At 60.7% G+C, this 21,971-nt stretch carries 17 protein-coding genes; 5 read left to right on the top strand and 12 right to left on the bottom strand.

Going from position 1 to position 21,971, the window contains the following annotated elements; all coding sequences use genetic code 11:
- Positions 1-31: 31 nt before the first annotated feature.
- The 4 genes from ACYASU_RS08685 to ACYASU_RS08670 all read left to right on the top strand — a co-directional run bounded on the left by ACYASU_RS08685 (position 32) and on the right by ACYASU_RS08670 (position 6,829).
- Positions 32-1,066, top strand: coding sequence for an ABC transporter substrate-binding protein (locus ACYASU_RS08685; protein ID WP_282371876.1), 1,035 nt, complete (start codon positions 32-34; stop codon positions 1,064-1,066).
- Positions 1,067-1,485: 419 nt separating this feature from the next.
- A complete protein-coding gene (locus ACYASU_RS08680) occupies positions 1,486-2,625 on the top strand; it encodes an efflux RND transporter periplasmic adaptor subunit (RefSeq protein WP_463582537.1) in 1,140 nt (379 codons plus the stop codon).
- Entirely contained in the window at positions 2,622-3,692 is a 1,071-nt protein-coding gene (locus ACYASU_RS08675; RefSeq protein WP_463582536.1) for an efflux RND transporter periplasmic adaptor subunit, read from the top strand. Before ACYASU_RS08680 ends, ACYASU_RS08675 begins: the two co-directional genes overlap by 4 nt.
- Positions 3,689-6,829, top strand: coding sequence for an efflux RND transporter permease subunit (locus ACYASU_RS08670; protein ID WP_192173030.1), 3,141 nt, complete (start codon positions 3,689-3,691; stop codon positions 6,827-6,829). The genes ACYASU_RS08675 and ACYASU_RS08670 overlap by 4 nt, the downstream gene beginning before the upstream one ends.
- A gap of 71 nt (positions 6,830-6,900) precedes the next feature.
- Here ACYASU_RS08670 and ACYASU_RS08665 read toward each other — a convergent pair whose 3' ends face one another.
- The gene (locus ACYASU_RS08665; protein ID WP_463582535.1) at positions 6,901-7,347 is read right to left on the bottom strand and encodes a carbohydrate binding domain-containing protein; all 447 of its coding nucleotides are present in this window, start codon (positions 7,345-7,347) and stop codon (positions 6,901-6,903) included.
- Between the two features lie 259 nt (positions 7,348-7,606).
- Between ACYASU_RS08665 and ACYASU_RS08660 the strand changes: the two genes are divergently transcribed.
- Positions 7,607-9,859 carry a glycoside hydrolase gene (locus ACYASU_RS08660; RefSeq protein WP_463582534.1) on the top strand — a complete coding sequence of 751 codons (2,253 nt, stop codon included), beginning with the start codon at positions 7,607-7,609 and terminating at the stop codon, positions 9,857-9,859.
- Positions 9,860-9,902: 43 nt separating this feature from the next.
- On the opposite strand, the gene ACYASU_RS08655 is transcribed toward ACYASU_RS08660, so the two are convergent.
- From ACYASU_RS08655 to tcyJ, 11 genes are all read right to left on the bottom strand, one after another.
- Positions 9,903-10,529 (bottom strand): class I SAM-dependent methyltransferase, encoded by a 627-nt coding sequence (locus tag ACYASU_RS08655; RefSeq protein WP_463582533.1) that lies wholly within the window; start codon positions 10,527-10,529, stop codon positions 9,903-9,905.
- A gap of 916 nt (positions 10,530-11,445) precedes the next feature.
- Complete coding sequence (locus ACYASU_RS08650) at positions 11,446-12,090, bottom strand: methionine ABC transporter permease (RefSeq protein ID WP_265387880.1); 645 nt, start codon at positions 12,088-12,090, stop codon at positions 11,446-11,448.
- Positions 12,080-13,210: a methionine ABC transporter ATP-binding protein gene (locus ACYASU_RS08645; RefSeq protein ID WP_463582532.1), complete on the bottom strand. Its 1,131-nt coding sequence runs from the start codon at positions 13,208-13,210 to the stop codon at positions 12,080-12,082. The genes ACYASU_RS08650 and ACYASU_RS08645 overlap by 11 nt, the downstream gene beginning before the upstream one ends.
- Positions 13,211-13,212: 2 nt before the next feature.
- A complete protein-coding gene (locus ACYASU_RS08640; protein WP_192173025.1) occupies positions 13,213-14,007 on the bottom strand; it encodes a MetQ/NlpA family ABC transporter substrate-binding protein in 795 nt (264 codons plus the stop codon).
- A 75-nt stretch (positions 14,008-14,082) separates the two neighbouring features.
- Complete coding sequence (locus ACYASU_RS08635) at positions 14,083-15,450, bottom strand: LLM class flavin-dependent oxidoreductase (protein ID WP_463582531.1); 1,368 nt, start codon at positions 15,448-15,450, stop codon at positions 14,083-14,085.
- A complete protein-coding gene (locus ACYASU_RS08630) occupies positions 15,450-16,655 on the bottom strand; it encodes an SfnB family sulfur acquisition oxidoreductase (protein ID WP_463582569.1) in 1,206 nt (401 codons plus the stop codon). Before ACYASU_RS08630 ends, ACYASU_RS08635 begins: the two co-directional genes overlap by 1 nt.
- Before the next feature lie 37 nt (positions 16,656-16,692).
- Positions 16,693-17,934, bottom strand: a complete 1,242-nt coding sequence (locus ACYASU_RS08625) for an SfnB family sulfur acquisition oxidoreductase (protein ID WP_463582530.1) — start codon at positions 17,932-17,934, stop codon at positions 16,693-16,695.
- Between the two features lie 488 nt (positions 17,935-18,422).
- Positions 18,423-19,157, bottom strand: a complete 735-nt coding sequence (locus tag ACYASU_RS08620) for a hypothetical protein (protein ID WP_463582529.1) — start codon at positions 19,155-19,157, stop codon at positions 18,423-18,425.
- A gap of 572 nt (positions 19,158-19,729) precedes the next feature.
- Positions 19,730-20,473: an L-cystine ABC transporter ATP-binding protein TcyN gene (tcyN, locus tag ACYASU_RS08615; RefSeq protein ID WP_463582528.1), complete on the bottom strand. Its 744-nt coding sequence runs from the start codon at positions 20,471-20,473 to the stop codon at positions 19,730-19,732.
- 3 nt (positions 20,474-20,476) lie between these two features.
- Positions 20,477-21,145 (bottom strand): cystine ABC transporter permease, encoded by a 669-nt coding sequence (gene tcyL / locus ACYASU_RS08610; RefSeq protein WP_133775647.1) that lies wholly within the window; start codon positions 21,143-21,145, stop codon positions 20,477-20,479.
- Positions 21,142-21,939, bottom strand: a complete 798-nt coding sequence (gene tcyJ, locus ACYASU_RS08605; protein WP_346627270.1) for a cystine ABC transporter substrate-binding protein — start codon at positions 21,937-21,939, stop codon at positions 21,142-21,144. The genes tcyL and tcyJ overlap by 4 nt, the downstream gene beginning before the upstream one ends.
- Positions 21,940-21,971: the final 32 nt, after the last annotated feature.

The following is a 21,971-nucleotide window of genomic DNA, read 5'->3' as shown; positions in this document are numbered from 1 at the left end:
TCACCCCTTTCGCCTTCATCGTGAGAAATGTATGGAATTTCTGAAAACAGCTGCACCTTTCAAGCGCCCGACACTGACCGCGCTCGCCGCCGCCCTGGGTCTGGCTGGCGCTTTGTTGAGCAGCGGCGCTCACGCTGAAGGCAAGATCAGCATCGCCCAGCAGTTCGGCATCGGTTATCTGATTCTGGACGTCGTTCAGCAGCAGAAGCTGATCGAGAAGCACGGCAAGGAGCAGGGCCTGGACATCAAGGTCGACTGGAACAGCATCTCCGGCGCCACCGCGATGAATGAAGCCCTGCTGGCTGGCGCGCTGGACGTGGTGTCGGCGGGCGTACCGCCGATGCTGACCATCTGGGACCGGACCAAGGGCAAGCAGAACGTCAAGGCCATCGCCTCGCTGGGCTCGATGCCCAACTACCTGCTCAGCAACAACCCCAACGTGAAGACCCTCAACGACTTCACTGAAAAGGACCGCATCGCCGTGCCGGCGGCGGGCGTGGGTTTCCAGTCGCGCACCTTGCAGATCGAAACCGCCAAGCTGTTCGGGAACGACAATTTCAAGAAATTCGACAACATCTCCGTCAGCCTGCCGCACCCGGACGCCACGTCGGCGCTGATTGCCGGCGGGTCGGAGATCAGCGCGCACTTCTCCAGTCCTCCGTTTCAGTATCAGGAGCTGGAAAACCCCAACGTGCATAAAGTGCTGAGTTCTTACGATGTGCTGGGCGGCCAGGCAACGTTCAACGTGCTCTACACCACTCAGAAATTCCACGACGAAAATCCGAAGACCTACAAAGCGTTCTACGACGCACTGGCCGAGGCCGAGAAGATCATCAAGGCTGACAAGCCTGCGGCGGCGAAGACCTACATCGACGTCGAGAAATCGAAACTGCCGTTGCCGCTGGTGGAGAAGATCGTCTCCGACCCGGAAATCGACTTCACCGTCGTGCCCCAGCGCACGTTCATCTACGCCGAAAAGCTCCATGAGCTGGGTGTGCTGAAAAACAAGGCTGACAGCTGGAAGGACTTCTTCTTCGAAGAGGCCCACGGTGGTGCGGGTAGTTGATCCTCAACGTTGGTCGGTCTGTTTAGACCGGCCTGATGGGGGGCGGTGTGTCAGCCACACCGCCTTCGCGACCGTCGTAACCTCCGATTGCTCCTACAGTGGATTTGCGTGCGACCCAGATATTTGGCGCGCCGCGAACCTGTGGCATATCCCGTCGTCCAGACGACGCGCTGTCTGGCATCAAACACACCCCCTGTGGGAGCGAGCTTGCTCGCGAAGGCAGTGTGTCTGCCAACATCGATGTCACAGACCACCCCCCATCGCGAACAGGCGTGCTCTAGCGTAGATTGGCGTGCGCTGTAGATGCCGGCAGAGTTCGGTGCCTCAAGGAACCCTGATGTAAGCTCACAGTCGCATGATCACATCGCAACGGCGTCCGGCGGCGCGGTGTCGCAACGGCATTGGCACAAGGAGCTTGCATGCCCGCCCAACCCCTCTTTTTTCATGGTCGTCTGACCGTTCTTTCCCTCGGTCTGTGCCTGGCCGTTCTTGCTGGCTGCGGGAAGGAAAAGCCCCAGGAACCGGTGCGCGCACGCGTGCAGGCCCAAGAGGTCAAGACGGCCGATTTCGCTGCGGACGTCGCGCTGACCGGCGATGTCCAGGCGCGGGTGCAGACCCAGCTTTCATTCCGGGTGGGCGGCAAGATCATTCAGCGCACGGTCGACGTGGGCGATCGGGTGTCGGCCAAACAAGTGCTGGCCAAACTCGACCCCAAAGACCTGCAGACCAATGTCGATTCCGCCCTCGCTGCCGTTGCCGCCGAGCAGGCGCGCGTGAAACAGACTTCCGCCGCCTTCGTGCGTCAGGAAAAGCTCTTGCCCAAGGGCTACACCAGCCGCAGTGAATACGATTCCGCCCAAGCCCAGCTTCGTGGCAGCCAGAGCGCGCTCAAAGCCGCCCAGGCGCAACTGGCCAACGCCCGCGAGCAACTGGGTTACACCGCATTGATCGCCGATGCGCCGGGCATCATTACCGCGCGGCAGGCCGAAGTCGGGCAGGTCGTACAGCCCACCGCGCCGATCTTCAGCCTGGCCCGCGATGGCGAGCGCGATGCCGTGTTCAACGTCTACGAGTCGCTGTTCGTCAACCCGCCGACCGACCAGCCGGTCGAAGTGACGCTGCTGGACAACCCGAAGGTCAAGGCCGTCGGCAAGGTGCGCGAAGTCACGCCAGCCGTATCGGCGCAAACCGGCACGCTGCAAGTGAAGATCGCCCTCACCTCGCTGCCGCCGGGCATGGATCTGGGTTCGGTGGTCAGTGCCGCGCTGAGCGTGCCGGCCAGGACCAGCGTCGAGCTGCCATGGTCCGCGCTGACCAAAGGCCTGGGCGATCAGCTCGGCAAGCCGGCGGTGTGGGTGGTCGATGGGGATAACAAGGTCAGCCTGCGCAGCGTCACGGTCGGGCGCTACCTGACCGGCAAAGTGATCATTGTCGACGGTCTGAAGAATGGTGAAAAAGTGGTCGTTGCCGGTAACCAGTTGCTGCACCCGGACATGCAGGTGGAGCTTGCCGACGTGTACCCCGATGCCTCGAAACAGCCGACAGGAGCCCAGCAATGAAGCGCTTGTCGGGGGTTGTGCTGGCGGGCCTGTTGTTGAGCGCATGCAGCAAGGAAGAGCCGCCACCCGAGCCGGTTCGGCCGGTGCTGTTCATTGAGGTAAAACCCCAGGCTCAGGAAAGCCTGGGTCGTTTCGCCGGCAACATCGCCGCGCGCTATGAAAGCACTCTGGGCTTTCGCGTCTCGGGTCGCATTGCCCAGCGCAGCGTCGACGTCGGCGCACAGGTCAAGAAGGGCGATATGCTCGCCGTGCTCGACCCGACGGACCAACAGAACCAAGTGCGCTCGACCCAGGGCGATCTGGCCCGGGTCGAAGCCCAGCTGATCAACGCCCAGGCCAACGCCCGTCGGCAACAAGAGTTGTTTGATCGCGGCGTTGGCGCCCAGGCCGCGCTGGATGTCGCAGTCACCGACCTGAAAACCACTCAATCTTCCTACGATCAGGCCAAGGCCGCGATGCAACAGGCCAAGGATCAGCTGAGCTACAGCGAGCTGCGCGCCGATCACGATGCCGTCGTCACCGAATGGAAAGTCGAGGCCGGCCAAGTGGTCAGCGCGGGCGAGCAGGTGGTGACACTGGCGCGCCCGGACATCAAAGAGGCGGTCATTGATTTGCCGGCGCAACTGAGTGATCAACTGCCCAGCGACGTGGTGTTCAAAGTCGCCAGCCAGCTGGAGCCAGAGATCAACACCACCGCAACCGTGCGAGAACTCGAGCCCCAGGCCGAAAGCACCACCCGCACCCGTCGCGCACGTTTGACCCTGGCGGATACGCCGGCGGCCTTCCGTCTGGGCACAGCGATCAGCGTCACCCTGAGCTCGGCGATCAAACCGCGCATCGAGCTGCCCGCCACCTCCTTGCAGGAAGTCGACGGCAAGACGCAGATCTGGGTCATCGACATGCAGAACCAGACCGTTTCCCCACGCGTCGTCACGGTCGTCAGCCGCAGTGATGATTCAGTGGTACTGGCCGATGGGGTCAACAACGGCGATCGAGTTGTGACCGCCGGGGTCAACAGCCTCAAGCCGGGGCAGAAAATCAAAGTCGATAAGGAAAGCCCGCGATGAAAGGGAAGTTCAACCTCTCCGATTGGGCGATCAAACATCAGTCTTTCGTTTGGTACCTGATGTTCGTCGGCCTGCTGATGGGCGTGTTTTCCTACATGAACCTGGGTCGTGAAGAAGACCCTTCGTTCACCATCAAGACCATGGTCATACAAACCCGCTGGCCGGGCGCGACTGTGGATGAAACCCTGGAGCAGGTCACCGACCGCATCGAGAAAAAGCTCGAAGAGCTCGACTCCCTCGATTACGTGAAGAGCTACACCCGGCCGGGTGAGTCCACTGTTATGGTTTACCTGCGCGACACCACCAGCGCTGAGGCCATTCCTGAAATCTGGTACCAGGTTCGCAAGAAGATCGATGACATTCGTGGGCAGTTCCCCCAAGGTATTCAGGGCCCGGCGTTCAACGATGAGTTCGGCGACGTTTACGGCTCGATTTACGCCTTCACCTCCGACGGCCTGACCCTGCGCCAGTTACGCGACTACGTGGAGCAAGTGCGCGTCCAGATTCGCGACGTGCCGGGTCTGGGCAAAGTCGAAATGATCGGCGAGCAGGACGAAGTGCTGTACCTGAACTTCTCCACTCGCAAACTGGCGGCACTGGGCCTTGATCAGCGCCAGGTCGTGCAGAGCCTGCAATCGCAAAACACCGTGACGCCCGCCGGGGTCATCGAGGCCGGTCCGGAGCGCATTTCCGTGCGCACCTCCGGCCAGTTCGCCTCGGAAAAAGACCTCGAAAACGTCAACCTGCGCCTCAACGATCGTTTCTATCGCTTGAGCGACATCGCCGAAATCACCCGCGGCTATGTGGATCCGCCCAAGCCGTTGTTCCGCTTCGACGGCAAGCCTGCCATCGGCCTGGCCATCGCCATGAAGAAGGGCGGCAACGTTCAGGAGTTCGGCAAACAGCTGCACGAACGCATGAGCGCCGCGACCGCCGACCTGCCGATTGGCGTCGGCGTGCATGTGGTGTCCGATCAGGCGCAGGTGGTCGAGAAGGCCGTCGGCGGGTTCACCAGCGCGCTGTTTGAAGCGGTGGTGATCGTGCTGATCGTCAGCTTCATCAGCCTTGGCATGCGTGCGGGGCTGGTGGTGGCCTGCTCCATTCCGCTGGTGCTGGCGATGGTCTTCGTGTTCATGGAGTACAGCGGCATCACCATGCAGCGTATTTCCCTGGGCGCGCTGATCATCGCCCTCGGCCTGTTGGTCGATGACGCGATGATTACGGTGGAGATGATGGTGTCGCGCCTTGAAAAAGGCGAAACCAAAGCCCAGGCCGCGACGTACGCCTACACCTCGACGGCCTTCCCAATGCTCACCGGTACGCTGGTGACGGTTGCGGGCTTCGTGCCGATCGGCCTGAACGCCAGCTCGGCGGGGGAATACACCTTCACCCTGTTCGCGGTGATTGCCGTCGCCATGCTGGTGTCGTGGGTCGTTGCCGTGCTGTTCGCCCCGGTGATCGGCGTGCACATCCTTAGCGAAAACGTGAAGAAGCACGACGAAAACGCCAAGCCCGGACGCATCGCCAGAGCCTTCAACGGCTCGATGTTCTGGGCCATGCGCCATCGCTGGCTGACCATCATCATTACGATTTTGCTATTTGCCACGTCGCTGTTCTGCATGCGCTTCGTGCAGAACCAATTCTTCCCGTCATCGGACCGCCCGGAGATTCTGGTCGACCTCAACCTGCCGCAGAATGCATCGATCAACGAGACGCGCCGCGCGGTGGACAAGCTCGAGGCGACCCTCAAGGACGATCCGGACATCGTCAGCTGGAGCACCTACATCGGCGAAGGCGCGGTGCGTTTCTACCTGCCGCTGGATCAGCAGCTGGAAAACCCGTATTACGCACAGTTGGTGATCGTCAGCAAAGGGCTGGAAGAGCGCGGCGCGTTGACCGAGCGCTTGCAAAAACGCTTGCGTGACGATTTCGTCGGCATCGGCACTTATGTGCAGGCGCTGGAAATGGGGCCGCCGGTGGGGCGCCCGATTCAGTACCGGGTCAGCGGCGAGAACATTGATGAAGTGCGCCAGCACGCCATCGAACTCGCCACCCTGCTCGACAAGAATCAACACATCGGCGAGATGATCTACGACTGGAACGAGCCCGGGAAAGTCCTGCGCATCGACATCAATCAGGACAAGGCGCGGCAGTTGGGGCTGTCGTCCGAGGACGTTGCGCAACTGATGAACAGCGTCGTGACCGGCTCGGCGGTGACCCAGGTGCGCGACGACATCTACCTGATCAATGTCGTCGGGCGCGCGGTGGATGCCGAGCGCGGGTCGCCGGAAACCCTGCAGAACCTGCAGATCGTTACGCCCCAGGGCACGTCGATTCCGCTGCTGGCCTTTGCCAACGTGCGCTACGAGCTGGAACAGCCGCTGGTGTGGCGTCGTGATCGCAAACCGACGATCACGCTCAAGGCGGCCGTGAGCGACGATATGCAGCCGACTGACCTGGTCAAGGAGCTCAAGCCCGAGATCGACAAATTCGCCGCCGGTTTACCGGTGGGCTACAAGGTCGCCACGGGCGGTACGGTGGAGGAGAGCGGCAAGGCCCAAGGGCCAATCGCCAAGGTGGTGCCGTTGATGATCTTCCTGATGGCGACGTTCCTGATGATCCAGCTGCACAGCGTGCAGAAGATGTTCATCGTCGCCAGTGTCGCGCCGTTGGGATTGATCGGCGTGGTGCTCGCGCTGGTGCCGACCGGAACGCCGATGGGCTTTGTGGCGATCCTCGGGATTCTGGCGCTGATCGGCATCATCATCCGCAACTCGGTGATTCTGGTGACCCAGATTCATGAGTACGAGGTGGCGGGCTATCTCCCGTGGGATGCGGTGGCGGAAGCCACGGAACACCGGCGCCGGCCGATCCTGCTGACCGCAGCGGCGGCGAGCCTGGGCATGATCCCGATCGCCCGCGAAGTGTTCTGGGGCCCAATGGCTTACGCAATGATCGGCGGGATCATCATCGCGACCCTGCTGACGTTGCTGTTCCTGCCGGCGCTGTACGTGGCCTGGTACAAGATCAAGGAGCCGAGTGAGGAGGAGCGGCGCAAACATCAGGAACGCCAGCAGGAAGAGCAACACCGCCGTGATGACGATACGGACGACGGCGCGTCCTCTCCCGCGCATTAATACCTATGGTTCAGGCGGAAGCGGTCGGGTGGCCACTTCCGCTTTTTATCGGCGCACCGGTGAGGGGGTTGTCAGGTCAGCTCGAAATCTTTGAAATGCACCTGCCCTGCCTGAGTTTTCAACTTTTCCGGATCAGAGACGGTGTGTACCTGCACGGTCACCGTAGTGGCAGGGATCGGTTTGCGCTTCATCTCGAGAGTGACTTTCTTCCACTCCTCGGTTGCTACCGAAATGTCACCAAACGCCTCGGCGCTCCCGACCGTACTGATCAGCACCCCATAACTGAATAGTATGGAATCGCCGGGCTTTATGATTTCCCCGGCCCGCACATAAAAACTAAATTGGCTGGGTTTATAATTGCCCTCCGGGAGGGACTGGGACAGACCGGCTGCCTTTGCCAGCTGCACGTAGTAAACCGACCCCTCTTCCTTGATCTCTCCAGTGACCTCACTGGAGGTGATGGTCCAGGGTTCTAATTCGCCGGATGCGAAGTCATTGTTTTTCAATAAATTACTCATCGTCATTCCCTTGCTGATTGGCGATTGGCAGCCTGTGTTCATCAGGCAACCGGATCGTGGTTGGCACTCATGGCGCGGGTCCAGTGTGTGCGCGGGGACAGGAAGGGGCTACTGTCAGAAATGACAGTCCCGGACCCCCGTCAATTGAGCGAGCGTTTGCGAGGTGGGGCAAGGCCAGTCGTGATTTAGGAACGGTCCGACAGACACTCGTCGGTCCCTGCCTTACTGTGCCCCGCTGAATCGCTTCGCGGGGCTCGACATGTCTTTTTCCTTGGTACGCTTGTGTGTCTGCCTCTTGTTGGGCTGGATGCCCCCATTCGGCAGTTCGGCTGAAACGTTGGAAAACGACTTCTGGCGGGTGGACGTTGATCCGCAGACACTCGCGGTCCGCGTCTCGCCGAGCGGGCAACCTGCCTTGCAAGCGTCAAGCGGGGTCAAGGCGCATCGCGTCAGTGAGCTCAAGACCTCGCAGGACTACCTCGCGTGGCAGTGGGACGAGGGCGCCTGGCATCTCGAAGCCCGGCTGCAGCAACGTGACCTCTTGCTGACCATCAAGGCCCGGAATGCCGGGGTACTGGAGTTCCTGAATCAGCCAGGCGACGCCATGGGCAAAGCGCTGATCTGGCCGATGGCCGAGGGGCATTATGTCCCTCGGGGGAACACTGTCTGGCAGCAGTTTCTTGCGACCCAGGGCGAGATCAATACCACTCAGGACCTCAGTCTCCCGTTATGGGGCATGGACCACGGCGCATTCACCCTGACCTGGCTGTTGACCCATCCATTCAACAACCGCCTTCGTTTGCATCTCCAAGGTGACGCCCTGGGTTTGTCCGCCCGACATGAGTTCACGGCGCTGGATGTCAGCACGCCAATGACCTTTCGCCTGTCGCTGGATGCCGCCGATCCGCTCGCTGGCGCAAGGCGTTACCGGCAGTGGCTCATCGACAATGGAGACTATCAGACGCTGGAAAGCAAGTTCGAGAAAACCCCAGAGGGGCGCAAGCTGCTCGGCGCCGCTCACCTGTATCTGTGGGGCAACGACCTGTTGGCCCTTGATGATATTCAGTCCTGGGGGCGTCTGACTCAGGTACTTGCGTCCGAAGACCCACTGGCTGTGCAGTTGCGCAACCGGCTGGATAAAGAAGCGCTGGTTTTGCTGAGTGGCAGCCAGGGACACTTGCAGCGCTGGCAACAAGTCGCGCTGCTGCGCAGTCTCAACAGGGCGTTCAACTCTGTCGCAAGACAAGCATGGCAACGTGATGCCCAGCCAGACGTCTCGCGGTTGACGTCGCGTTACGGTGAGCTTCGCGCGGAGGTCGCCCACCTGTTTGCCGGCGCTCTCGCGGATGACCCGTCGACCTGGGGCGGCGCGCTGTCCCTGAAGGGTATCGAGAGCCTGCAAGCATCTGGTTTGTCACGCCTGTGGCTGGGGCTCGGCGAAGGTTGGGAGGGTGGTCTCTGGCATCCCGAAGCCGTTCGCGCCGCTGTGCAGGCGGGGTATCTGATTGCGCCTTATGACTCCTACGAAACGGCTCTTGCGACCCATGAAAACCCGGACTGGGTGACCGCTCACCTGGGCAGCGACGCACATCGTCAATGCGCCATTGTGCTGAAGGACGGAACGTTCAAAGCCGGTTTTCAACAGTCAGGGCATTACACCGATCCGCGTTGTGTCCGGCCTTTAATGGAGGCGCGGGTTACAGCTGTCCAGGCCGCTGCCGGTTTCAATAGCTGGTTTCTGGACGCCTATGCCACGGGGATGCTGTTCGACAGCTATCGGCCCGGCGCGACCATGACCGAGATGCAAAACGCCGCCGCTAATGTCAGTGCTTCGCAGTGGGTGGCTGAAGCCCGAGCGCTGCCCTCAGGTTCCGAGGACGGCAATGCCGTCACCGCCCAAGGCATCCTTTTCGCCCACGGCATGCAGACGCCGGTGATCGGATGGGGTGATCCGGAGCTCAGCCAGCACAAGTCCTCCCGCTGGTACCTGGGCAGTTGGTACCCGCCGGAGCAGCCGGACGTGTTCTTCAAACCGGTACCGATCAAGGAGCCTTATCGCACCATTCACTTCAATCCGACGACCCGCCTGCCGCTCTATCAGGCCGTGTTCCATGGATCGGTCATCACGACTCATCACTGGCTTTTTGACAGCCTGAAACTGGTCAATGTCAGGCAGGAGAACGAGCTCGCCCAGTTGCTCTACAACGTGCCGCCGCTGTATCACCTGAGCAGCGCGACGCTGGGCGAACGGTTGCCGGTGATGCAGCGTCAGGACCGGTTTTTCAGGCCACTGCATGAGCGCCTTGGTACCCAGGCGATGACGGCGTTCAGTTGGCTGACGCTTGATCGACAAGTTCAGCAGGCCACGTTCGCGGACGGAACGAGACTGGTGGCGAACTTCGATGGTGGGACCCGTGAGGTAGGGACGACCCGGTATGCAGGGCATAGCGTGACGGCGGTTGCGCCTGACGGAGCGGTCAGCGTTTATCACGCAACGGACGAGGGCGGCTGATACACCAGGTTTTCCGAGTCTTGCTACGGGAGACCTGCAGCGGTCAGACCTTGCGCCACACGCTCGCCAGCCATGGCTGTTGATCTCTCGGCAATCCCGGCGGTCGGTAGTAATGCTCGACTTCGGTGAACCCGGCCTCGGTCAGTAACGCGCTCCACGACTCCAGATCATGGAACGCGCCATAGCGCTCGCCTTTCCAGCCTTCCTGATTGTCGCCTCGGGGATTGGAGCTGAACAGCACGCCGCCGGGCTTGAGTGCAGCGCGCAACTCACGCAGCACCCGAGGCAACTCCTGACGCGGCACGTGGAACAGTGAGGCATTGGCGAAGATGCCGTCGAAGCGTTCTGCGGGCAGATCAAGTTCCAGGAAGTTTTGATGGAGCACGTCGCAGCCGCTGTCGGCGCGGGCCATCTCGGCGAAGCGTTCGGAGCCATCCAGGCCAGTGGCGATGTGGCCCATGGCAGTGAAGGTCTGCAGATCACGGCCAGGCCCGCAGCCGAAATCGAGAATCTGAAACGGCGCCGGGCCTGTGATATTGCGCAGCAGCGCATCAATGTTCTGGCTCACATCATGGTCGCGGGTCCCTTCGCGAAAACCCTCGGCGACCTCGTTGTAATTGCCGAGGGTAGTGGCCGTGATCTGGGCGAGGTCGGTTTGATCAAGTTTCATGAGGTGGTTGTCTGGGCGAATAAGGCCGCCAATATACCCCGCTCTCGAATTGCAATCTCCTGGCGGGACTGCATGCCGTTGGTAGGACCGGCTTCAGCCGGGAAGGGGCCCGTGTCAGCGCCATCAATTTTGTAGGGTGACGCCTGACGCTTTCCCGGCTAAAGCCAGTCCTACTGAATGAACGCATGCTGTTAGTGGGACCGGCTTCAGCCGGGAAGGGGCCCGTGGCAGCGCCATCAATTTTGCAGTGTGGCACCTGACGCTTTCCCGGCTAAAGCCAGTCCTACTGAATGAACGCATGCCGTTAGTGGGACCGGCTTCAGCCGGGAAGGGGCCCGTGTCAGCGCCATCAACTTTGCAGGGTGACGCCTGACGCTTTCCCGGCTAAAGCCGGTCCTACTGAATGAACGCATGCTGTTAGTGGGACCGGCTTCAGCCGGGAAGGGGCCCGTGTTAGCGCCATCAATTTTGCAGGGTGACGCCTGACGCTTTCCCGGCTAAAGCCAGTCCTACTGAATGAACGCATGCTGTTAGTGGGACCGGCTTCAGCCGGGAAGGGACCCGTGCCAGCGCCATCAATTTTGCAGGGTGACGTCTGACGCTTTCCCGGCTAAAGCCAGTCCTACTGAATGAACGCACGCCGTTAGTGGGACCGGCTTCAGCCGGGAAGAGGCCCGTGTCAGCGCCATCAATTTTGCAGTGTGGCACCTGCCGCTTTCCCGGCTAAAGCCAGTCCTGCTGAATGAACGCACGCCGTTAGTGGGACCGGCTTCAGCCGGGAAGAGGCCCGTGGCAGCGCCATCAATTTTGCAGGGTGACGCCTGACGCTTTCCCGGCTAAAGCCGGTCCCACTGAATGAACGCACGCCGTTAGTAGGACCGGCTTCAGCCAGTCCTGCAGGGAAGGCGCCCTTTGATCAGCGCTTGTTCAGTCGCAACGCCAATCGATCCCCGCCCAACTGAATCACCGCTACCAGGATCACGAGCAACACGATCACGGTGAGCATCACCTGCGTATCAAACCGCTGATAACCATAGCGATAAGCGATGTCGCCCAGGCCGCCCGCGCCGATGGCACCGGCCATGGCCGACGAATTGATCATTGTCACAATGGTGATGGTAAATCCGCCGACGATGCCCGGCAGCGCTTCGGGCAACAGCACGTGCCAGACGATGTGCCACCGGCGGCAGCCCATCGCTTGTGCCGCTTCGATCAGGCCGTGGTCTACCTCGCGCAGGCTGACCTCCGCAATGCGCGCGAAGAACGGCGTCGAAGCAATGGTCAAGGGCACCACCGCCGCCCACACGCCGTAGGTCGTGCCGACGATCAGCCGCGTGAACGGGATCAGCGCGACCATCAGAATCAGGAACGGCACCGAACGGAAAATATTCACGAACGCGCCCAGCACCCGGTTCACATTGGGCGCCTCAAAAATGCCGCCTTTGCCGCTGGTGACCAGAATCACCGCCAGTGGGATGCCCAGCATCAACGCGATCAGCGACGACACGCCCACCATCAGAAAGGTGTCGATGACGCCCTGCCACAGACGATCAAGCCACATAACCCAATACCTCCGCGTGCTGCGCATGTTTACGGGCGCGATTGAGCAATTCTTCCGCCGACAACGGCGAATGACTTACCGCCAGCAGCAGGTGACCCAGCGCACGCCCTTGAATGCGCTCGACGCCGCCGTGCAGCAGGCTCACCCGCCCGCCAAATGCATTGAACAGCGCCGACAAATCGGGCTCCTTGCCGTCGCTGCCGGTGAATTGCAGGTCCAGCACAACGCTGGCGTGATGCTCGGATGGCTGCGGCTGCAAGCGCGCCTGCAAATCCTCCGGCAGCGCATGTTGCAGCGGCGCCAGCAGCGTCTTGCTCACCTCATGTTGTGGATTGCCGAACACCTGCCAGACCGGGCCTTGCTCGACCACTTCACCTTTTTCCAGCACCACCACGCGATCGCAGATTTCCCGGATCACCGCCATCTCGTGGGTGATCAAAATGATCGTCAGGCCCAGGCGCTGATTGATCTCCCGCAGCAGGCCGAGAATCGATTGCGTGGTTTCCGGATCGAGGGCCGAGGTCGCCTCATCGCACAGCAGAATCGCTGGATCATGCACCAGCGCCCGGGCAATGCCGACGCGCTGCTTTTGCCCGCCCGACAATTGCGCGGGATAGGCGGTGTGCTTGCCTTCCAGCCCCACCAATGCCAGCAGCTCGGCGACTTTGCGCTGACGCTGCGCCTTCGGCACGCCCGCCACCTTCAGCGGCAGCTCGACGTTCTGCCACACGGTCTTGGCCGACATCAGATTGAAATGCTGAAAGATCATGCCGATGCGTCGGCGCAGCGCCACCAGCGTGTCTTCGTTGAAGTCGCCGATGTCCACCTGATCGATCAGCACGCGCCCGCTGCTGGGTTTTTCCAGGCGATTGATGGTGCGGATCAGCGACGATTTGCCTGCGCCGCTTCGGCCAATGATGCCGAACACTTCACCGCGCTGGATATCCAGATCGATGCCCTGCAGCGCCGGCACCGGCCCTTGCGGACCTTCATAGACCTTGCCCAGATTGATGAAGCGCACATGGGCGCGTTGCTTCTCCGGGTGCAGTTCTGCTTGCTCGGCGGCATGGGGAGCCGCAGCACCCTCAAGCGTCAAAGCGCGTTGCGCGGATGCCGTCATGATCAGTTCTTCCAGCCAACCTGATACAGCGAGCCATTGACCTTATCCAGCGAGGCGCGCACGACCGGCGAGTGTTGGTAGATGTCGATGAACTTGGCCAGACGCGGGTCATCCTTGTGGTCCGGTTTGATGACGAACTGAATCACGTACTCCGGGTGATCGAGGCCGTCGAACAGAATCGCCGAGCCGGCATCGAAGGTCTTCGACAGACGAATGTAGGCCGGGTAGCCCTGCACCAGATCGGCATCGTCATAGGCGCGCACCAGTTGCACGGCTTCGACCTGAATCAGCTTGATCTTCTTCGGGTTGGCGGTGATGTCGTCTTCGGTGGCCTTGTAGCCCACGCCCGGTTTTAGGGTAATCAAGCCGGCTTTGGCGAGCAGCTGCAGGCCGCGACCGCTGTTGATCGGGTCGTTGGCGATGGCGACGGTGGCGCCGGTTGGCAGCTCATCGAAGCTTTTGTACTTCTTCGAGTACAGTCCGACATTGTTGATGATGCCCGGCGCGTACGGCACCAGATCAAAACCCGACGCCGCTTTGGCGTTTTCCAGAAACGGAATGTGCTGGAAGTAGTTCACGTCAATGTCGCCAGCGTTGAGGCTGACGTTGGGCGCGATCCAGTCGGTGAATTCCACCAGTTCGACCTTCAGGCCTTGTTTATCGGCTTCAGCGACGGCCGCTTCCAGCGGTATGGCAAACGCAGCCGTGGTGCCGACTTTGAGCGGTTGATCGGCAGCGTGGGTGACGCCGGCAAACAGGCCCAGGGACAGCGCGAGAGTGAGGAGGGTTTTGGTCATTGAGGGGTAATCCGGTTCAGTGGTCTGGTTTGAATTTGGGGTGCTTGTAAGGCCGTCTCGCGAGCAAGCTCACTCCTACAGATTGCTTCGCGTTCTATAAGCCGCCCCCGCATGCCGTTCCGGCAGTCGAGCGTCGCCGTCTTCAAACAGCTTCTCGCGCAAGGTGCCGTGCTCGTAGGCGGTCTTGTACGAGCCGCGCCGTTGCAGCTCGGGGATCACCAGATCGATGAAATCCTCGTAGCTCTCCGGGGTGACGATGCGGGTCAGATTGAAGCCGTCCAGGCCGGTTTCGGCGATCCACGATTCCAGCTCGTCGGCGACCTGCCCGGGCGAGCCGATCAGCGTGATGTACCGGCCGCCGAGGGCGTGTTGATCGAGCAGCTTCTGGCGGGTCCAGTCGTTGTTCTTGAGAATCTTCGTCGCTGACTGAATGGCGTTGCCTTTCACGTGCTGGATCGGCTCGTCGAGCTCGTAGTCGGCGAAGTCGATGCCGGTGGACGCAGCAAAATGCGCGAGCCCGGCCTCGGCGCTGGCGTAGTTTAGGTACTCCGCGTGTTTGGCCCGCGCCGCTTCTTCGGTGGGGCCGACGATGACGTTGAGGCCCATGAACACTTTGATGTCATCGGGGTTGCGCCCGGCCGCCACGGCACTGGCGCGGACCTTGTCGACCTGCTCGCGGGTCGCGGGTTTGTTCTGCGCGCTGATGAACACGCACTCGGCGTTGCTGCCGGCAAACTGCAAACCCCGCTCGGAACTCCCAGCCTGAAACAGCACCGGCGTGCGCTGCGGCGACGGCTCGCACAGGTGATAACCCTCAACCTGATAGAACTCGCCGCTGTGCCGCACGTAATGGACTTTCTCCGGCTGGGCGTAGATGCGCGCCTGACGGTCCTCGATCACCGCGTCGTCCTCCCAACTGCCTTCCCACAGCTTGTACAAAACCTCCAGGTATTCATCGGCCTGGTCGTAGCGGCGGTCGTGTTCGATTTGCTCGGTCAAGCCCATCGCGCGCGCGGCGCTGTCCAGATACCCGGTGACAATGTTCCAGCCCACGCGTCCGCGGGTCAGGTGATCCAGCGTCGACATGCGCCGGGCGAACAGATACGGCGCCTCGTAGGTGAGGTTGGCGGTCAGGCCGAAGCCGAGGTTTTTGGTGACTGCGGCCATGGCCGATACCAGCAGCAGCGGATCATTCACCGGCAGCTGGATCGATTCCTTCAGGGTGACGTCCACCGACTTCTGGTAGACGTCATAGACCCCGACGATGTCCGCGATGAACAAGCCGTCGAACAACCCGCGCTCCAGCAACTGCGCCAGTTCTGTCCAGTATTCCAGGGTCTTGTACTGGGTCGACGTGTCCCGGGGGTGTGTCCAGAAACCGTGGTTGATGTGGCCGATGCAGTTCATGTTGAACGCGTTGAGCAGGATCTTTTTCTTGCTCATCAGATCGTCCCCCGGCGTGGCGGGTTGACGTCATTGAGGTAGTAGTTGCCGATGGCGTGATACTTCCAGCGCACCGGGTCGTGCAACGTGTGGACTCGCGCGTTGCGCCAGTGCCGGTCAAGGCCGTGCTCTGCCAGCGTGGCCTGGGAACCGGCGAGTTCGAACAAGGTGCTGCCGGCTTCCAATGAGATTTCAGTGCTGATCGCCCGCGCCTCCGCGACCGCAATCGATGCCTGGGCCAGATTCTCTGGCGTGGTCTCGGCCTGGGCTCGATCCAGGAATTCCCCCGAACGTTCGAGCAGGGCTTCGGCGGCGTGCAGGCGAATGCCGAGCTTGCCAAAGCTGTGCAGCGTCAGCGGGTCATCGACGGCTTTTTCGATGCCGGAGTCGATCCAGGGCCGCGTACGAGTGCGCACAAAATGCAGTGCGTCTTCAAAGGCAGCGCGGGCGATGCCGGTGTCGATGGCCGCATGGAGAATCTGCGCTAAAGGGCCGACAGTGGTCGGGCGCTCGAAGGCGGTCTGAAACGGCACCACATCATCGGCGTCAACGTACACGTTATCGAACACCACCGAGCCGCTGCCCGTGGTGCGCTGGCCGAAGCCGCTCCAGTCATCGATCACGCTCAGCCCCGTTGCGTTGGCTGGCACGAATGCCAGCTGCTGCACGCCGTTGTCATCAACGACCGAGGTTGGTATGCGTTGGGCGTAAAGCGCGCCGGTGGCGTAGAACTTGCGGCCGTTGATGCGCCAGCCGCTGTCGTCGCGGCTCAGTCGGGTGGTGCGGTCGTGGGCGGTTTTGGTGCCCAGTTCAGCCAGCGCGTTACCGAAGCGCTGACCGGCGAGGACCTCGGCGTACAGCCGCGCCTGCTGCGCCGGGCTGCCATTCACCCGCAGCACTTCCAGCGCGTAAAAGTGGTTTTGCGGGATCTGCCCCAGAGAAGCATCGGCGGCAGAGATGATCCGAATGACCTCGGCCAGGGTGACATTGGACACGCCAGCGCCGCCAAAGGCCTTTGGCACGCTGATGCCCCACAGTCCCGAGCGGGAAAACGCTTCCAGTTCCTGATGGGGCAGGCGACGTTCGCGATCACGCGTCGCGCTCTGTTGCTTGAAATCTTCCGCCAGCGTGCGGGCGATACGCAGCGCCTCGGCGTCGTCACGAATGATCGCGGTCACGGCGGTCGCCTGCGTGTCACGCGGCAAGGTTTGAAGGCTCATAGGTGTGCTTCCAGTGGTCTGGTTATATCCAGGAGTGACGGGCGGGCAGGGCGCCGTTCAGGTGCCAGGCGCCGACGGCGTGGACCTTCCAGCGCACCGGGTCGTGGAGGGTGTGAACCCGCGCGTTGCGCCAGTGACGATCGAGATTGAATTCGGCCAGCGTCGCGCGACTGCCCGACAGCTCGAACAGCTTTTCGCTGGCCTGCAGGGCGATTTGCGTCGTCAGCACCTTGGCTTCGGCGACCACGATGGACGCCCGCGCCGCTGATTGTTCGTCGATGGGTTCGGCGGCAATGTCATCCAGCACGCGGCCGGCCTTGCGCAACAGCGCTTCGGCGGCGTGCAGCTCGAGTTTCAGCTTGCCGATGTCAGCGATCACATACGGATCGTCACCGGCGCGCTCGACATTGGCGTCGATCCACGGCCGCGAACGCTCGCGCACAAAACGAATGCTTTCGTCGATGGCTTCCCGGGCAATGCCCGCATCGATGGCGGCCTGAATCAGTTGCGAGACCGCGCCCTGAATGTTCGGAGACAGGCCCAGCTTCCAGTTATCAACAACCAGTTCGCCACTCACGCACACGTTTTCCAGCAGCACGCTGCCGCTGGCGGTGGTGCGCTGACCGAAGCCGGACCAGTCGTCGATGATGTGCAGCCCCGGCGTCCCGCGTGGCACGAACACCAGCACCTGTTTGCCGTCGTCATTGATGGCCTTGACCGCCACCCAGTGGGCGAACAGCGCGCCGGTCGAGTAGAACTTGCGGCCATTGAGCAAAAACTGATCACCGTCCGCAGTTATTCGCGTTCTGACGTCGAGGGTGTTTTTGGTCCCGCGTTCGGGGCCGCCGTTGCCGATGCGTGCGCCGCCGAGCACGCTGGCGAACAGGGTTTCTTTCTGCGCCTCGGTGGCGCTGCCGATCAGCGAGTTGAGAATCCCGAAGTGGTTTTGCGGAATTTGGCCCACGGCAGGGTCAGCCGCCGAGAGGATAGCGAAGACCTCGGCCACGGTTACGAACGACACCTGCGGCCCGCCGTATGCGCGCGGTACCGAGATGCTGCCCAGGCCGCTGCGGCTGAACAGCTCGATTGCCGACCAGGGCAGTTGCCGCTCGCGGTCACGGGTGGCGGCATGGGTGCGCACGATGGCGGCCAGTTCATGGGCCGCGGCAAGGGCATCGGCGTCGTTGCGCAGTACGTTGGCAGGGAGCAGGGGAGGAGCCACGTCCAGGGTGTGCTGGACAGAAAGGGCGTTCAGATCAGTCATGGTGGTGACCTTCACGAGCGCGAGCACTGGGGTCGTTGTGCTTGACCATTCGAACCTCGAATCAATACCGCGATAGCGGCGGGAAAATTGACGATGGTCCGGTGGTCCGGTGCATATACCCTAAGCGTGTATAAACATTAAATAAACTCACATTTAGGCATAAGCATAGAAGGCGAAATGGCGGCTGCTGTCGCCAGCGCAGTGGCTTGCGTGTAGGTCAGGCATGAACCGAAGGCCAGTGCCAGAATCATGTACTTGACCAAATGTCTGAAGGGCATGGCGAACACCTTGTGAGGGGTTTCACCGCAGGCTAGCAGTCCGTTCCCGCGTATCCAGGGGGAAGCTGTAGGACGCTGATGGAGATGATGTGGGAGGTTTCTTCTCTGTGGCTGATCCGTGGCGCCGTTCACGATTGCAGCACGCCGGGCGGCAGACGTATCGCGGCACGCCGAGGGTGCGCCGCGACAGCGTCTTGAGCGGGGTAGATATCAAGCTCCGACCTCATCGGTCATGTCGGTCGATACCTTGATCATCCGCGCCGGCGCCCAGCGCGAGTTATTGCCGACCCGGTCAATCACGCAATAGCTCACCTCCAGGTGCGGATCATCGCCCGCCTCGCGCACCAATTCTGCTGGTACTTCAACCACGATGGGCAGGCCGACGTCTTCTTGGGTGAGCGCTGGCAGATCCAGACGCATGTCGCCCCAGCGAAGGGTGATTTCATCGTAGGCATCCATGTTGGGATAAGCGTCAAGGGTGAGCTGTACGCCCTCATCGAAGTGGCGCGCAGTCAAACCGTCCCGCATGACCGACTCGGCGAACGTCACCGGTGCCAGTCCCTGATTCTCATCGCCCTCGCCGCTGACCAATTGACCGCCGGGAATCTCCAGTTTGACCCATAGCTTGGCGCCGGGAGATTTAATGGGTTCGCTGCCAATTTTGGTAACGCGATAGTAGGTTTTCACTTTTCCACTTCGAAGAAAACTTTCGGGTACATGTAGGACGGATGTGTGCCCGATGTCGGACTCCGATAATAGTTTTGAGGCGGCATAACAGCCTCCCCAAAACAATTCGATCAAATCACCGCAGTCCATCTCTGGCCAGGGGTCGATGTGCACTCGCAGATCGGCCGCCGCCAGGGCGCCAATCCCATGCTTGTTCGACTGCGGAAGATACGGCGCCATCAACTTGAAAGACTGAGTCATTACAGGGATACGGATCATCTTTTAATACTCTTCGAATGCGTGCCTGGATCAAGGCAAGTCAGGTGATTAATTCATTGCAACTGCAGCGTGAAAACGCCTGGCACTAGTACACGCCGGGATGCATAGACATGGCAAACATTACAAACGGTGGTAATTAGTGGGTTGCTGTTCTGGAAAAAGAATAAACCGAGAGCGATTTCAGCTAATTGTGTTGCGGTGTTTGTGTCAACAGTCATTAAGTTTTTAAAGTGTGTGTAACGTAAATGCAGAAGTTTCCTACAGTGGGGCGTTGCTTATGGGGAGGGGGGTGCGACTGTGGTCCTACCTGAGCCGCCGGGCGCGCCGTATTCCGCAGTCAGCAAGCTAATGAAAAGTGTCAGCGACAGTTATTTGTGGGCGAGGAAATGGTCAATCAACGTTGCGGGGAAGTAGAGCGAGTCAGCGCTGTTCGTATTGAAAAAACAGATAGATTGATTGCGGCAAGCCGGCGTCGAAATAGTAGGACTTTTAGTGGGTCAACGCTTTTCTAAATATGAACGACAAAGAAAACGGCGCCTATTGGCGCCGTTTTAAACACATAACGTGTCGGACTAATTCCTGCTGCGCTCAAGAAACTGCCTTGTGCGTTCTTCTTTAGGGTTGGCGAACAGCTCTTTCGCTTCGCCCTGTTCAACGATGACGCCCTTGTCGATGAAAATTACCCGGTTGGCGACGTCCCGCGCGAAGCTCATCTCGTGGGTCACGATCACCATCGTGCGTTTCTCCAGCGCCAGAGCGTGGATCGTATTCAGCACCTCGCCCACCAGCTCGGGATCGAGCGCCGACGTTGGTTCATCAAACAGAATGACCTCCGGCTCCATGGCCAGCGCCCGGGCAATCGCCACCCGCTGTTGTTGGCCGCCGGACAGACGACGCGGATAGGCGTCCTCTTTACCCGCGAGGCCGACTTTGGCCAACAACGCGCGGCCCAACTCGATCGCCTGATCGCGCGGCATCTTCTTGACCACGGTCGGGCCTTCGATGACGTTTTCCAGTGCCGTGCGGTGGGGGAACAGATTGAAGTTCTGGAAGACAAACCCGACATGCTGGCGCAGTTGCCGGATAAGACCCTGCTGCTGGCTCAACGGTCGGCTCAAATCGACTTTGATGTCGCCCACGACAATGCTGCCGCTCGTAGGCACTTCCAGCAGATTCAGGCAGCGCAGCAGCGTCGTTTTACCCGAACCGCTAGGGCCGATGATCGCTACCACTTCGCCCGGCTCGACCGTCAGGTCAATGCCTTTGAGCACTTCGTTGCCCTTGAATTGCTTGGTCAGTTTTTCAACCGTGATCATGCCTCAGGACTCCACATCGTGGCGGTTGGCCCGTGCTTCCAGGCGATTTTGAAAATGCGCCAGGATGCTGCACAGCACCCAATAGATCACCGCAACGGTGAAATACATGGTGAAGATCTCCAGCGTCCGCGAAGAGATCAGCTGCGCCTGGCGGAACACTTCCGGCACCTGAATGGTGGCGGCCATCGCCGTGTCCTTGACCAGTGAAATAAAGCTGTTGCCCAAGGGCGGCAACGCGGTGCGTGCAGCTTGCGGCAGGATGGCGCGACGCATGGTCTGGGCACGCGTCATACCAATGCTCGCAGCGGCTTCCCATTGCCCTCGGTCCACCGAACCGATCGCGGCCCGAAGGATTTCGCAGGCATACGCGGCCATGTTCAGCGACAGGCCGATCAGCGCTGCGGTGATCGCATCCAGTTCAATGCCCAGGTCCGGCAAGCCGTAATAGATCATGAACAGCTGGACGAGCAGCGGCGTGCCACGGAAGAACGACACGTAAACCCTGGCGACGGCGCTGATGACCCAGATCTTCGACAAACGCATCAGTGCCAGGCCGAAGCCCAGCACCAATCCGAAAAACATCGACCCCAGGCTCAAGCCCACCGTGTAATACGCGCCCTTGAGCAGGAAGGGCGCGGAGTCCAGCGCGAGCTGAAGGCTCTCTGGAATCATTTGGTCACGTCAGCCTTGAAGTACTTGTCCGACAGCTTGGCGAGGGTGCCGTCGGCGCGCAGCTTGTCGATGGCCTTGTTGATCGCGTCCAGCAGTTCAGGCTCGCCCTTGCGCAGTGCGATACCGGATTCCTGACGGGAGAACGGTTCGCCGGAAACGGCCAGCTTGTCCTTGGTCTTGGCGACCAGTTCCAGCGCAGCGAGACGGTCGACGAGGATGGCGTCGATACGGCCGACACGCAGGTCCTGGTATTTGGTCGGATCATCGTCGTAGGTTTTTACGATGGCATCAGGCACGTTGGCTTTCAGCCATTCTTCGTAGTTGGTGCCCAGGCCGACACCCACTTTCTTGCCTTTCAGGTCGGCAGCCGTTTTGATCACGCCGACGTCTTTGGTTTGCACCAGCGCTTGAATGCCCGACACGGTGTAGGGTTCGGAGAAGTCGTACTTCTTTTTACGCTCGTCGGAGATGGTCACCTGATTGACCACGATGTCCAGACGCTTGGACTCCAGTGCGGCCAGAATGCCGGCCCACGGCGTGGCCTGCAGCTTGACCTTGACGCCCAGTTCCTTGGCCAGTGCTTCGGAGAACTCCACTTCGAAACCGGTCAGCTTGCCGTCTTCACCCACGAAGCTGAAGGGTGGATAAGTGCCTTCCAGGCCGACATTGAGGGTTCCATTCTTTTTGATGGTTGCCAGTTGATCGCCAGCGACAGCCTGGCTAACCAGACCCGTGCCCAGCACCAGGCTAAAGGCCGACAACAGAAAGGTGCGGCGGATTGCAGACATGTTCATGAAAGTCCCCTGTTTTAATTGGAATGTCAGGC

Source organism: Pseudomonas sp. HP_12, from assembly GCF_055283955.1.
This window is presented reverse-complemented; position numbering and strand designations above follow the sequence as displayed.